Origin of the sequence: Hydrocarboniphaga sp. (assembly GCF_028291725.1) — a bacterium.
Classification (GTDB): Bacteria; Pseudomonadota; Gammaproteobacteria; order Nevskiales; family Nevskiaceae; genus Hydrocarboniphaga.
This window is the reverse complement of the sequence record NZ_JAQGNT010000085.1, coordinates 30970-45021: the sequence shown is the minus strand read 5'-3', so window position 1 is coordinate 45021 and position 14052 is coordinate 30970. Positions and strand designations below refer to the sequence as shown.

The 14052-nt window shown below is 62.1% G+C and carries 14 protein-coding genes; 1 reads left to right on the top strand and 13 read right to left on the bottom strand.

Translation table 11 applies throughout. The annotated features are described in order from the left end of the window. Positions 1 to 88 precede the first annotated feature (88 nt). The gene (locus JWQ90_RS22275) at positions 89 to 988 is read left to right on the top strand and encodes an SDR family oxidoreductase (RefSeq protein WP_366919574.1); all 900 of its coding nucleotides are present in this window, start codon (positions 89 to 91) and stop codon (positions 986 to 988) included. Between the two features lie 68 nt (positions 989 to 1056). Here JWQ90_RS22275 and JWQ90_RS22270 read toward each other — a convergent pair whose 3' ends face one another. The 13 genes from JWQ90_RS22270 to JWQ90_RS22210 all read right to left on the bottom strand — a co-directional run bounded on the left by JWQ90_RS22270 (position 1057) and on the right by JWQ90_RS22210 (position 13801). Then, positions 1057 to 2493, bottom strand: coding sequence for an aldehyde dehydrogenase (locus JWQ90_RS22270; RefSeq protein ID WP_299697193.1), 1437 nt, complete (start codon positions 2491 to 2493; stop codon positions 1057 to 1059). A gap of 23 nt (positions 2494 to 2516) precedes the next feature. Further along, positions 2517 to 4079: a long-chain-fatty-acid--CoA ligase gene (locus JWQ90_RS22265; RefSeq protein WP_299697192.1), complete on the bottom strand. Its 1563-nt coding sequence runs from the start codon at positions 4077 to 4079 to the stop codon at positions 2517 to 2519. 64 nt (positions 4080 to 4143) lie between these two features. After that, positions 4144 to 4908, bottom strand: a complete 765-nt coding sequence (locus JWQ90_RS22260; RefSeq protein WP_299697191.1) for an enoyl-CoA hydratase/isomerase family protein — start codon at positions 4906 to 4908, stop codon at positions 4144 to 4146. 22 nt (positions 4909 to 4930) lie between these two features. Then, on the bottom strand, positions 4931 to 6067 hold the full coding sequence (locus JWQ90_RS22255) for an alkane 1-monooxygenase (RefSeq protein ID WP_299697190.1): 1137 nt from the start codon (positions 6065 to 6067) through the stop codon (positions 4931 to 4933). 43 nt (positions 6068 to 6110) lie between these two features. Then, positions 6111 to 6887, bottom strand: a complete 777-nt coding sequence (locus JWQ90_RS22250; RefSeq protein WP_299697189.1) for an SDR family oxidoreductase — start codon at positions 6885 to 6887, stop codon at positions 6111 to 6113. Then, the gene (locus tag JWQ90_RS22245; RefSeq protein ID WP_299697188.1) at positions 6884 to 7366 is read right to left on the bottom strand and encodes a thioesterase family protein; all 483 of its coding nucleotides are present in this window, start codon (positions 7364 to 7366) and stop codon (positions 6884 to 6886) included. Before JWQ90_RS22245 ends, JWQ90_RS22250 begins: the two co-directional genes overlap by 4 nt. Next, entirely contained in the window at positions 7363 to 8475 is a 1113-nt protein-coding gene (locus JWQ90_RS22240) for a hypothetical protein (RefSeq protein WP_299697187.1), read from the bottom strand. The genes JWQ90_RS22245 and JWQ90_RS22240 overlap by 4 nt, the downstream gene beginning before the upstream one ends. Positions 8476 to 8485: 10 nt before the next feature. Next, positions 8486 to 8962 (bottom strand): hypothetical protein, encoded by a 477-nt coding sequence (locus JWQ90_RS22235; RefSeq protein WP_299697186.1) that lies wholly within the window; start codon positions 8960 to 8962, stop codon positions 8486 to 8488. Continuing rightward, positions 8959 to 10005: a phosphotransferase family protein gene (locus JWQ90_RS22230; RefSeq protein WP_299697185.1), complete on the bottom strand. Its 1047-nt coding sequence runs from the start codon at positions 10003 to 10005 to the stop codon at positions 8959 to 8961. The genes JWQ90_RS22235 and JWQ90_RS22230 overlap by 4 nt, the downstream gene beginning before the upstream one ends. 14 nt (positions 10006 to 10019) lie before the next feature. After that, positions 10020 to 10832, bottom strand: coding sequence for an enoyl-CoA hydratase/isomerase family protein (locus tag JWQ90_RS22225; protein ID WP_299697184.1), 813 nt, complete (start codon positions 10830 to 10832; stop codon positions 10020 to 10022). Between the two features lie 422 nt (positions 10833 to 11254). Further along, entirely contained in the window at positions 11255 to 12124 is an 870-nt protein-coding gene (locus JWQ90_RS22220) for an SDR family oxidoreductase (RefSeq protein WP_299697183.1), read from the bottom strand. Continuing rightward, a complete protein-coding gene (locus tag JWQ90_RS22215; RefSeq protein ID WP_299697182.1) occupies positions 12121 to 13287 on the bottom strand; it encodes an acyl-CoA dehydrogenase family protein in 1167 nt (388 codons plus the stop codon). Before JWQ90_RS22215 ends, JWQ90_RS22220 begins: the two co-directional genes overlap by 4 nt. Before the next feature lie 34 nt (positions 13288 to 13321). Beyond that, a complete protein-coding gene (locus JWQ90_RS22210; protein ID WP_299697181.1) occupies positions 13322 to 13801 on the bottom strand; it encodes a MarR family transcriptional regulator in 480 nt (159 codons plus the stop codon). Between the last annotated feature and the right edge of the window lie 251 nt (positions 13802 to 14052).

Sequence of the window (14052 nt, the reverse complement as noted above, 5' to 3'; positions counted from 1 at the left end):
TGCAGCAATTCAAAATCGGGGCAAACCAACAGTTGAAGCACGATACGGCATATCGTACTGTACTGAACTATCGATTAACTATTCGGAAATTTCAATGCCTCTTTACTCTCAAGACGCCCTTTCCACAAAAAGAATTCTCGTGACGGGCGGCGGCACCGGCCTCGGCAAGGGCGTCGCGAAGTTCCTCGTATCGCATGGAGCCGAAGTCCACCTTTGGGGACGCCGTCCGGAGGTACTCCAGGCGGCCGCCGCGGAGATCAATCAATCCTGTGGTGCGACGCGTGCCTTCACCCAAGCTGTCGACATTCGAAAACCCGAGATGGTCGACGCCGCAATCGGCGAGATCTGGGACAAGCACGGCCCGTTGACTGGTCTGATCAACAACGCCGCAGCCAACTTCATTGCCCCAACCAAGGACCTGAGCCCGCGGGCTTTTGAGGCGATTACATCCACCGTCATGAACGGCGCGTTCTTCACGACGCAGGCGTGCGGAAAACGCTGGATCGCGCAGGGGCTGAAGGGTTCGGTGGTGTCCACACTGGTCACCTGGATCTGGACCGGGTCTGCGTTTGTCGTGCCGTCTGCCATGGCAAAGGCCGCCGTAAATGCGATGACCGCGTCGCTCGCAGTGGAATGGGCGCGCTACGGGATCCGGATCAATGCTGTGGCACCGGGACCTTTCCCAACCGAATACGCCTGGCAGATGCTGTCACCGACCGACGACGCGAAGGTCGGCGCCACCCAGGTAGACGACATTCCTATGGGCCGGTTTGGCGAGATCGAGGAACTTGCCAATCTCATGGTGCTGCTGTTCAGCGATGGTGCCGACTACATCACCGGCGAGACGATTTGCATCGACGGCGGCCATCACCTCGCCGCGCCTTCGACATTCGCGGGCCTGACCAAGCTCAGCGATGAGGCCTGGGCCAAGATCCGAGCGGCGAGTACCGCGGCCACGGCGGCGTCCAAAGCACAGCGCAGCACCTGACAGTGAAGGCCTATGCAGGTCGGCGCGAAGCCGACCTGCAAAATCTGGCGATCACGATCGGCCGAGCATCAAGCCATCACATACATCGACTTGAGTTGCTGATAGCTCGCCAGTGCCTCGGGTCCAAACTCTCGGCCCAGGCCGCTGGCCTTCACGCCGCCGAAGGGCGAACCGATCGCAGGCACGTAGCCGTTGACGCCGATGGTACCGGTTTGCACCCGGCGCGCTACGTTCTTGGCGCGGGCAGTGTCCACGCCCCAGACCGAGCCGCCCAAGCCGTAGATCGAATCGTTGGCGATGCGCACCGCGTCGGTCTCGTCGGTGTACGAGATGATCGACAGCACCGGCCCGAAGATTTCTTCGCGTGCGATGGTGGCGCTGTTGCTCACGTCAGCGAATACTGTCGGTTCCACGAACCACCCGCGACCGAGATTTTTTGGGCGGCCGCCGCCAGCCACGAGCCGGGCTTCGCTCTTGCCTTTGGCGATGTAGCCCTCCACGCGGTCGCGATGTGCAGAAGAAGCCATCGGGCCCACTTGAGTGGCGAGATCCAGCGGATCGCCGACCATGAGTGACGACGCCATCGACGCCAGCGCATCGACCACTTGGCCATAGCGGCTCGCCGGCGCGAGGATGCGGGTGCCGTTGATGCAAGCTTGGCCGTTGTTCATCAGCGAGGCCTGCTGCAGACCGGCGATTACGATATCGAGGTTGGCATCGTCAAGAATGATGGCCGCGGACTTGCCGCCGAGTTCGAGCGTGACAGGACGCAGCAATTCACCGCAGGTCCGCGCGATGGAGCGGCCGGCGACCGTGGAACCGGTAAATGCGACCTTGTCGATGCCCGGATGCGAGACCAGATATGCGCCGACTTCGCGGTCCGCCGCCACCCAGTTGAGCACGCCGGCCGGAATGCCAGCTTCAATTGCAGCCTCGGCGAGGAGATAGCTGTCGAGCACCGTGCCCGGCGAGGGCTTGATGACCATCGTGCAGCCTGCGGCCAGCGCCGGGCCGATCTTGCTCATGGCCAGGGTAATGGGAAAATTCCAGGGCACGATGGCCGCGACAACGCCAATGGGACCGCGGCCGACGATGGTCTCGAGGCCCATCTGTGATGGTCGCGAATCCTCGGCCGTCACGCTGGCTGCCAGCTCGGCGTAGTAGCTCAGCACGCCGATGGAGAATCCACCTTCGAAACCATCGCTGAGCTGGCGCGGCATGCCGTTCTGCCGACTCACGGTGCTCGCAAGTTCAAGGCTGCGCGTCTGCAGCGCAGCGACAAAACGGCGCATGACAGCAGCGCGTTCTGCTGGCGCACAGGTGGCCCAACCTGAATGTTCGAAAGCGTGACGAGCGGCCGCGACAGCGCGATCGACATCGGCCTCGGCTGCTTCAGGCACGAGCGCAATGATCTCTTCGGTGGTCGCGTTGACGATCTTGAACTGTCTGGACGTGGCGGGCTTTACCCACTCGCCGCCGATGAAAAACGAGTTGCGATCCGACATGATGGCTCTCCTGAGTCGTTCTGTTATGCAGCGATGGTTTTGAGAAACTGTTCCTGCAGCAGGCGTTTCATGACCTTGCCGCTCGGCGTCATCGGCAGTGCGTCGACAAACTCGATCTGCTTGGGCACCTTGTAGCCGGCGATCAGTTTGCGGCAGTGCGCCACGATCTGCTCCTTGGAAACCGGCACCGCCGGCTCACAGATGATGACGGCGACCACGCGCTCACCCCATTTGTCGTCGGGCAGCCCAATGACGGCGCACAGACGCACGCCGCCAAGCTTCTGTACCGCCTGTTCCACCTCCGTGGAATAGACGTTCTCGCCGCCGCTCACGATCATGTCCTTGACGCGATCGACCATGTAGAACAAGCCATCGGCGTCGCGGTAGCCGCCGTCACCCGAGCGATACCAGCCGTCGCGGAAGGCTGCAGCCGTCAGCTCCGGCTGCCTGAAATAGCCCGTAGTCAGCGAGGGCGAGCGGATCAGGAACTCGCCAACCTGTCCGTCCGGCAGCTCATGTCCGTCCGCATCAGCCACCTTGAGTTCGATGAGCGGCAAAGGGCTACCACAGGACTTGAGCTTTTCCTCGTCGTCGAGACGATGCTGAGCGGGGCGCAAGAAAGTCACGCCCGCGCCGGTTTCCGTGGCGCCATAGAACTGCATGAACTGGCACTTCATCTCCACCATCGCGCGCTTGAGCAGATGCGCGCCGATTGAAGATCCTGCATAAACCACGATGCGCACCGACGAGTAGTCTGCCGACGCTGCGTCCGGATGATCCAGCAGCATCTGGATCACGGTGGGCACCAGCGGCAGCACTGTGGGCCGGTCGCGTGCGATCAGGCGCATGAGCTCACCGGGATCGGGCATCGAATACACCGCGATCGCGGCGCCGCTGTAGAGCGCCTGCAGCGAAAGCCCCGTACCCATCGCATGGAACAATGGCATCACGGTGAGCATCACATCACCGGACTCGTAGCGGAACGAGGTTTCCAAGTGCTCGCATAGCCGCAGGTACAAGTAGCCCTGGTGCGATAGCTGCACGCCTTTGGGCTTGCCGGTAGTGCCAGAGGTGTACATCAGTACCGCCGTCTGCCAGGGATCGATCACCGAGGCGGGATCGACAGACGATGCGTCGCGCAGCAGCTCGTCGAGTTGTGAGACGCCGGGATTCGACGAGTCGTAAACGAGGACCGCTACTTTGTGGCCGCTGGCCTTGGCCACGCTCCTGGCGGCTTCCTCATACTCGCGATCGGCGACGACAACGCTCGGGCCGGCATCACGCAGTATTTCCGTGAGTTCGGGCGGGGCAAGACGCCAGTTGAGCGGCAATAACGCGGCGCCAATCTTGTTCGCGCCAAACAGCGTCTCGAAATACCGCGTGGAGTTCTTACCCAGGAAGGCGACGCGATCACCGTAAACGACACCGCTTTCTGCCAGCACGTTGGCGACGCGGTTCGATCGGGCATCGAGTTCCGCGAAAGATACCGGCCCGTAGGCATCGATCAGCGCCGGGCTGTTGGGCCTCGTGCGGGCGTAGTGTCGCGGTATGTCGCCCAGGCTTTTGATCTCGCTGTAGTGCCACATTTTCGCTCTCCGTTTCGCGTGCGACCCGATGACGTGCCGCGCCGACATCGTTGAAGTGACTTAGCTACGTCGTTGATTGCAGCACCGATCCACGATTGGCCTGCGGAGCGTCGATCATGTCAGCCAGCTCCTGCATCTGATCCTGCAACTGAACCTCCAGCGGCCGATCCAGCACTCTCGGCAGCAGTCGTCGGACGGCACCGTGATGACGCTGGGGCGCCTGGCCTAGGCGGATCGCCGCCTGTTCGGCGCATTTGCTTAGCACCGCGTCGTCCACCACGAAGTCGACCAATCCAACTCGCTCGGCCTGCGCTGCTTCGAGCACTTCGCCCAGCAGCAGAAATCGCTTTGCGCGCGAGATGCCCATGCGCGAGGCGAGTCCATACGAGGCGCCCAGGTCGCACGTGAAACCAATATGCGAGTACGCGGCGCCGAAGCGCGCCGATCGCGCGCTGTAGACGAGATCGCAGTTGGCGAGGATCGCCACCGCGCCGCCCATTGCGGCGCCTTGCACGCAAGCCACAATGGGCGCGTTCATTCGCGCCAGACGCGCCATTCCCATGTGCAGACTCTGCGTGTTGTCCAGCACTGCGGCGGGTGCCGCATCCAGGTCCGACGAGAAAAGTCCGAGGTCGCCGCCGACACTGAAGTATTTGCCCTGCGCGGTCAGCAACACGGCACGCACGTCCGCTCGGCTGGCCAGTCGATTGGCCAGCAGGCCGAATTCCCGGCATGCGGCCGCGTCGAAAGGATTGCCGCGCGCGGGCTGGTTGAGCGCCAGGCGCGCCAGCCCGCTTTCGATGCTCAAGGTGATCGGCGCATCGGTCATGAGCAAAGTGCTCCGGACGCGATCAGCAGCCTTGCGTGGTCGCGCGCACGCGCGGACCCGAGGCCTGCGCTTCGCGTTCGTTGATCCAATCCGGCCAGCCCGCCGCACGATTGGCTGCGGCGGCGAGCACCTGTTCCTCGGGCGTAGCGAACTCGAGATCCCAGCGCTTGAGCGCAGGCTTGACGATCTTCTCGTGCCACAACGGCGGTATCAATGAGGCGATGAAGCAGACGAACAAGCTCGGCATCTCGATCGCGCCCTTATGCGGCACGAGTTGGTAGTAGCGCTGGTAGGAATTCAGATGATGATCGGCGTGATTGGTGATCTCAAAGGAAAGGACGCGCGAAAACCAGTGCAGATGGTTCCAAAGATGGCGACGTCCGATTGTCGTGCCCACCACCCGGATCAGCCCGTAATGCTGGAAGTAGTTGAAGGCCTCCGCCCAAAAGCGCGCGACCAACACAGCGCCAAACGTGAGAGCCACACCGTGCCAGCCGGCGAGCAGGTAGGAGCCGCCCTGAAACACGCCCTGGGCCAGTACCGCGCGATATATGCGATGACGGTAGTTGAAAGCGCTCAGACCCCGCTTGCGCAGCGCGTCGGATTCCATCGTCACATCACGCAGGGTCTGCTCCCAAACCGCGTGCCCGACGAAAGCATACAAGCTGGTGCCCCGTTTAGCGGTGTCGCCGTCCTTCACGGTGGCCACGTCGATGTGATGGCCAACGACGTGCGCGATGTCGCGCATCGGATCAAGCTGACAGAGCTGCGCGTAGCGGCCCATCGTGCGGGCCAGTACAGAACGCTTGTGATACATCTCATGCGCAGCCGGTGCGAGCGGAACGATCGAGGTCCATGCGAGACTCAACACGCCGCCGATCATCTGCGAGACCTCCGGGAATGCGCCGCGAGAGACCTGCCACGCAAAGACCCAGTACATGAGGATAGGACCAACGGTGCAGACCCACAGGGGAATGTCGGCCACGAACTCGTTCTTCATATGGCGCGGGCTGTAGTCGCGTCCCAGCAGAACATCGCCTATCGCCAGCGTGGGAAACATCAGGAAGCCGAGCCAGACGAAATCACCGCCGAGCAATATTCCCGTGTACGCGATGGCCAGTACCAGAACCGGTACCCAGTACTTCAGATAGTCCTTCATAGCGTTCTCCTGCAACTGGCAACGAGTGCCTTTTAATAAAAAACTAGGCGACGGATATGCCGCCGTTGATGCTGATAGCCTGCCCGGTGATGCGTCTTGCAGCAGGGCTCGACAAATAGAGCGCCATGGCCGCAAGGTCTTCGGCTTCGGCAACGCCCAGATGCGCGAGAGATGCGGCCTTCTGGAACATCTTGGCTGCGAAGGGATCTGCCGCAATCAGCGCGGCGCCAGGCGTATTCGCGATGAGCGAGGGCGTGAGCAGGTTGATGCGAACGCCTTCACGCTTGGCTTCCAATGCGGCGGCCTTGGCGAACATCATGATCGCGCCCATAGCGGAACCCACGAGGGTTTCGCCTGGCGTGGCGAGCTTGCCGGCGTCAGAAGCGACGATCACGATGGAGCCGCTACGCTGTCGCCGCATGCCTAATAACACCGCATGCATCATGTGCAGCGGCGGCAGAAAGATTTCCTCGATGCGCGGCCGGATACTTTCGATCGGAATATTGCTCAGCAGCCTCGGCGGTTGGCTGGGACCGGTCGTGCAGACCAGCACGTCGATCATGCCGAGACGCGCCTCGCAGATTTCCACGGCGCGGCCGACCTGCGCGGTGTCGAGAGCATCAACCTGCACAAAACTCACGTCAGCATTGGGTGCGCGTGCGCGCACCATCTCAAGCGCCGCTGCGCCGCGCGGCTCGCCGCGACCCAACAGGATCACGCGCGCGCCCGCTTCGGCGAACTGCATCGCGCTCTCCAGGCCCACGCCGGCGCTGCCGCCAAGGACCATCACACCGCATTCGCTGATGGGCTTCATGCTCATGCGGCCGCCCGGGCGAGTTGTGACTCGCCGAATTCAAAGTGATGGCCGGCCAACAGTTCGCGCAGTGGCTCCGGCATCTCGCGTGGCCGGTGCGTTGTCTCATCGACGACTACCAAGGCGGACTCGGCGACGCAGATGCAGCGCTCACCGTCGAACAGACCCTGTGCCATCCAGCACGCGCGCTGACTGATGGTTGTCACGCAAGTGCCGATATCGATGACGGCGGGCCATTTGGCCTCGCCCAGATAGCGGATGCGCATTTCGGCGAGCACCACCAGGATGCGTGGCTGGGCCTCTTGATGCATAAAAACCTGCAGCAGCCTTGCACGACCGGACTCGCAGAAGCCGGCGAATGCGAGGTTGTTCGCGTGCCCCATCATGTCGGTATCCGACCAGCGCACATGGTCCTGAAACCAAAATGGATAAGTCGCACGCTCGCGCATACGCAGGTCATCCAGGTAGTCCGGCTTGCTGCTCATATCGGCGGGTGCTGCTGCACGGACGGGTACTTGATGTATCCCTTGCCGACACCGTATTCCATGATGCCGTAGCCCACCTCGTCGCCGACGCGCACTTCGATGACGTGATCGCAAATCGTGCGCACCAGCTTGCGTACGGCCGGATCGTTCAGATCCCAGCGATCGTGCTCGACGTAGAGCTTGCCCTTGTCGTCACCGTGAAACCATCCGTTGAGGCCGCCATAGAGCCCGCCCTTGAGGAAGTAGCGCGCCGGCAAAGTGCGGATCTTGAGTTGGTGCGTGCTGCCGTTCTCGAGGTGCATGTCAAACGTCGCCGCGCTCACGGTCTGGCCGTGAGGATCTTCGGCCCAGATCACGTCGTGACTGACACCGGACATATGGCGAGCCGGATCGGACTTGGTGCCAATCGCAAAGACCTCTTCGCCAGAGATGTAGATCGGATCGCCAGGAGCGCGCTCCTTGAAGAAGACATGCAGGCCGCGATCCTTGAACTGCACCGTCGTCCAGGCGTAGAAAAACGGCGGATAGAACGTGAGCGGCGGGCTGCTCTCGTCGGTGCGCATCTCCGAGCGCACGCCCCAGGAATGATCGCGCTGGCCCAGCCATTCCTCGGGGCTGATCTCGTAGCGCTTGCCGTCCACTCCGAGCCATCCCTGATAGGCACCGAGCTGCTGCCCGCGCGCCATGTCCTCGGTGACGCGTCCATTCCGGCGGCGGAAGTGCGGCTCTTCCTCGTGCGCGTTCATCGTGCCGAGGAACTCGATGTCGAAGCTGAGTCCCGACTCGTTGGGCGCGAGCTGCAAGCGGTGTCGGCGCAGGCCTTCGATGACTTTGATGCTGATCGGGCCGACCGTGGTTTCCAGCGGATTCGGCCGCAGTCGGCGCGAAGCGCGGAAGTTGTATTGCGTCGTGCCGACCGTCACGCCGGCGAACGCATCCATCACGTTGCGGTTGGGGTGGTAGCCCAAACCGATATCGAAAATGACTTCGCCTGATTTGGGATGGCCGGTGTACCAAAGCCGTTCCATCCACGCGGGATCGCTGGTGCCCACGTGGTCGAAACTCGTAGGCAGCTGGTGGCCGATCAGATCGTCTTGTGCGGTAAGCATGATGCGTCTCCTATTCAGCGCCTGCCGAAATCTCGGCGAACATCGGCTTGGCTGACGTCACGAGCTCATGCTTGAGATGACGGTTCATGTAGATATGCAAGGCCGCGTCGATTGCGGTGGCCTTGTCGGTGTCGATCTGCGGTCCCTGCTCGGATAGCCAGACGATCAGATCGGAAATGCGTCCTTCATTGGCGTTGCGCAGCGCTTCAAGCACCGGCGACGAGGAACTGCCGGAAGCGGCTTGCGGCAAGGCCGGTGCATCGAGACCCTCAACTAGAGCGGCCAATGCATCACGCAGCGCGGTCTGCGCCGCGATCTGTTCCAGATAGAACTCCGTCGACCAGGCCGCGCGCAGGCGCATGGAGTTGAGCATGTAGATCACACCGAAAGCCTGGCCACGCGCGAATTCGCTGCCGATTTTCGGAATGATCTCGGCGCGCAGCGTGGCCACCATGCCGTCGATGAGACGTTCGAAAGAATTGTTCATTGCAGGAGCTTCGAGATCTGACGCAACACGGGCGCGACCTGCGTGCCCATCGCGGGCATGCGCAGGTCGTTGAACTGGCCGTCCTCGAAGCAACGCACCGCGGCGAGATGCGTCAACGCGAGCTTCACCAACGAGAACACACGATAGAAGTGCAGGGACTGCAGGTTGACCTTGAAGCCGACTTCGCGCTCGTACTGCGCGATGAAATCGTCCTGGCTGACCAGACGACACACCAGACCGGATCCGCCGGTGAACTGCGGCAGGAAAGCCCAGCCCAGGTCTTCATGCGGATCGCCCGGATGCACCAGCTCCCAATCGAGAATCGACGTGATACGCCCATCGACTTCGAGAAAATTACCGAGCCGGTAATCGCCGTGGACGAGGCTCACGCGCGGCGCGACCGGCAGGTTGCGGCGCAGCCAGAGCATGGCCCAGCGCAGCATCGGATAGGGCTTGAGAGCCCAGCGCCCATGCGCCTCTTCCCAAAACTTCACTTGCACCAACGCGGCGTTGTCCTCGTTGATATGCGCAAACTGCTCGAAGCCCGGCGACTCGCGCCATGGCGCCCGATGCTGCGCCGCGAGTGCTGACACAAACTGTCGGGCAATTTCTTTGCGCCAGCCTTCCTCGAAACCCGAAGTGTCGCCCGACACCCACGGCACCGGCGCCGACCCGGAGACGCGTTCGCAGACGAAGAACGGCGCTCCAAGCAGCGAAGCATCGTCGCTCCACCAATAGACTTTGGGTACCGGCACACCGGTGCCTTCCAGTGCCTTGAGTGCGGCGAACTGTGGCAGCGCGCTGTAAGGCGCGAACAAGCCATAAGGCGGGCCGAGGCGCAGGATCATGCCCTGCGGCTGGGTATCACCTTGCTGCTGCGCATCGAAGCCGTATGTGATCCAGGAGAAGCCCACCGAATAGCGATTGAAGACGCCCAGCGTCCATGTCGTTCCAGTCTGCGCAAGCAAGTATTCCGTCAGCCGCGCACGGATCACCTTATCGTCGCTCAGGTTGATCATGGTGCGGGCGGTCTGGGTGGTCATTTTGGAATCAGGCCTCACAGCGAATTGGCATTGACGCCGACGCGGCCCTTGTCCTTCTTCTCGAGGAAATCGTTGGAGCGCTTGACCAGTTCCGGGTTGCCGCCGCAGAGCGCGTAGCCATACAGGCATTCCACTTTGAGCTGCTCGTCGAGCGTGCGGCCGATAACTTCGAAGATGGTCTCCTTGGCCGATTCCACGGCGCGGCGATCGTTGCGCAGGATGCGCGCGACCATGTCTTCCACAGCCGACATCAACTCGTCATGCGGGACAACCTTCGACACCATGTTGGCCATCAGCGCGCGCTGCGCGTTGATCGGCTCGCCGGTGAGTTCCATCTCCAGCGCAATGCCCACGCCGCAGGTGTTCACCAGGCGCACGATGCCGCCGTCGGCCGGATGCATGCCGCGGCGTAGCTCGAAGGAGCCGAACTGCGCACGCTCGGAAGCGATGCGGATGTCGCAGGCCATGGCCAGCTCCAGCCCGCCGCCGAGTACCCATCCATTGCAGGCCGCGATGATCGGCTTGTAGATGCGATGCACGCCGCGCGTGATCCCGCCCGCGAAGCCATCGAGCAATTTGTCGCGGCCAAGGCTGGGGCCCACGCCGTCCCATTCGGGCACATGGGTCTTGAGATCGGCACCCGCGCAGAACGCGTCGCCCTTGCCGGTGAGAATGGCCACGCGCAGCTCGGGATCGTCGCGGAAATCGCACCAGATTTCGCCGAGGCGATGATGTACTTCGAGATCAATCGCGTTCTTCACCTCGGGGCGATTGAGCGTGATGTAGGCGATGGGGCCTTTCTTTTCGTACAGCACTTTGTTCGACATGGGATCTCGAAGTGTCAGTTATGGATTGGATGAAAGCCGCGACGCGACATTCAAAACGCAGAGAGACAGCGACGCGGTGTACTACCGGCCGTGATTGAAGAGTCGATCGAATGCAACAGGCACCGCCCGATCAGGACCATGCGGTTCGGGTCCCTGCATCTGGCGAGAAAACCCTCGACAACTTTCGAAATCAGTAACTGTTTTATCAATAATTCAGCGTGGTACTTTCTGGTCCGCACGCCACCGACGACAGCAATCGTGATCGACATGGGGTTTATTGCGGCCGGCTAACCGCGCAAACAATCTTGCGGGCGAAATTTCGCTGGATGTAAATCCGGGTCGCCATCAGTGAAACGTTCAGCATGGTTTCTCCTCCTATGCTTTGACCGACGGTACGCCGTTGCGTCGTCTCTTGCTTGCGACTATGTATTCAGAATATCGGGCAGCTTGGCGCGATGGAAACCATCGAAGGGCTTGCTGCGATCCGAAGGCTCCAGCTTCCACCACATGCGTCGTGCGTTGGGACCGCCGCCGTCAATGCGAATGCAGGAGCCGGTGATGTACGACGCGGCCGGCGACAGCAGGAATACGATTGCGGCCGACACCTCCGCCTCGTTGCCGAAGCGCTGCAGCGGCACTTCCTGCGCGATTTCGCGCTGGATATAGGCGTGGTCTTTGGTCTCGTAGGTGTCCAGGCCGCTAGAGGCGATGGTCCCCGGGGCAACCGTGTTCACGCGCGTGCCCGACACGGCCCATTCGCAGGCCGCGCTCTCGGTGAGCGTGTGCATGCCGCCGCGCGACGCAGCGGAATGCGCGAAGTTGGGCCAGCCATGCCAGATGTCCGCGATCATGTTTACGATCGAGCCGCCATGCGCTTCCATCCAGCGGTTATAGACCTCGCGCATGAAAATGAAGCCGCCCGTGAGGTTGTTGCGTATCACCGCCTCGAAACCTTTCGTGGAGATGGTTTTCAGCTCGGCGCGATATTGTCCGCCCGCGTTATTGACCAGGCCGTCGATCTTGCCGTGCTGTGCGAGAATCGCTTCGATGGTCGCTATCACCGTCGACTCGTCCCGAATGTCGCAGACATGCGTGCTGACTTTGCCGCCGTCGGCCAGGATTTCCTGTTCGACCGTGACCAGCTTTTCAACATTGCGGCCCACGATTGCGACGGTTGCCCCCAACTCTGCCAGTTCGTGCGCCGTGCATCGACCGATACCACTGCCGCCGCCGGTCACGATGATGACCTGACCTTCGAAAAGGTCGGCTGCGAATACGGACCGGTAACTCATGCGTTCTCCAAATTTCTTTCAGCTGTGGCGGCACGCCCGGCACGAGCCCGCGCGACGATTAGTTTCATGACGCCGGCCGTGCCGTCGCCGATTTCCAGCCCCATGACATCGCGCATACGCTGCTGATGTGCGAGGTCCATGGACCAGCCGTAATGGCCGAAGGTCAGCAGGCATTGGTGGATCACATCGAATGCGGTCTTGGGGCCCATCCACTTGACCATGGCTGCCTCGACGGTGTGCGGCTCGCCGGCATCGCGCAGCGACAGCGCGTGATACGAAAGCTGCCGCGCCGCGGCGACCAGCGTCTCGCCTTCCACGAGCGGAAAGCTCACGCCCTGAAAACGAGCGATCGGGCCGCCGAAGGCTTCGCGTTCCTTGGTGTAGGCCCAGGCCTCGTCGAGCGAGGCTTGAGCCGCGCCCAGGCATTGCAGCGCGATCAGCGCGCGGCTGTAGTCGAAGCCGGCCATCACCTGGCTGAAGCCCTTGCCCTCGTCGCCAAGGCGATGGTCGAGCGGAATCTTCACGCTGTCGAAGAATACCGAGCCGCGGCTCGACATACGGCTGCCCACATCCTTGAAGGTCGTGGTCTGTATACCGGGCATGTCCGAAGGCACCAGAAACGCGGTAACGCCGCGCGCTCCCTGTTCCGGTGTGCCGGTGCGCGCGAACACTACGAAGGCGTCGGCCGAGTCACAGTAAGTGGTCGAGGTCTTCTCGCCGTCGAGCACGTAGAAGTCGCCATCGCGGCGCGCCTTGAGCTGAAGCGCGCCCGCATCGGAACCGCACTTGGGTTCGGTGATCGACAACGCCAAGATGGCGTCGCCGCGAGGCACGCGCGGCAGCCATTGCGCAGCCACTTTCGGGCTCGCATTGCGAGCGATCACGGTGGCGCACAACGACATTACCAACACTACGGCGCTGACGTTGAAATCACCGTAGGCCAGCTCTTCCACTATCAGCCCGGTGGTCACGCCGTCGACGCCCATGCCGCCGAACTCCGGCGCCACATCCACGCCCAGCAGGCCCAGCTCGCCCATCTCGCGCAACAATGCGCGGTCCATGCGGCCCTCGCGTTCACGCTGCATGTACGTCGGCAGCAGGCGCTCGCGCGAGAATCGCCGCGCGGCTTCCAACAGGGCTTTCTGGTCTTCGGAAAGAATCATCGAGGGTCGAGTCTTCGTCGTGAATCGTTGGACGTCAGGCCGCGGCGCGGTGCGCCTTGGCGGGCTTGTCGAGTGAAACGATCAGCTTGCGCATCAGCTTGTCGAGCAGTGCGAACTCTTCGGCATCGAGATCCGAGAATGCCCGGCTAAGCGGCTCGGCGAGCTGCGGCACCACGTCGCGCACGCGTTTACGGCCCGCGGCGGTGATGCAGATGTCGAAACGGCGGCCGTCCCTGGCCTGTACCGTGCGGGCCACAAGACCGGCCTGGTTCAGCTCTTCGAGAATGCGCGTCATGTTGGCGCGGCTGGTACCAACCAGTTCGCTGAGTTCACTGGGTGAAGCACGACCTTTGTCAGCCGCCACCAGCAGACACAGCACGTGAAACGAATGCTCGCCCAGATCCAGTGCGCGGAAGACTGGCTCAAAGTAGTTGCCGAGGCCATACGCGCTGATCCGAATCAGCCGGATCATCACAGTGGCGTCCATCGGCAGATTCGGCAAAGCGGCGGCCATGGGAGGCGTGCTCCTTTCAACTGCCAGCAGACGTTCTTTTCCTTTCATGTCTCGTACTCAAGTAGTTTATCGATGAACTATAAGGATCGCAAGCTTGAATGCAGAACGCAAGAGCCTGAAATTACCTGCGACGAACGGCTCGACCAGCGGTGTTTCCCGGCCAAACCCGGCGCATCACCCGGAGTTGCCGGATCGGCTTTTGCGACGTCCTTCCGGCGCCGCCTTTGCAGGGAGCACGCATCCGCGCAAGC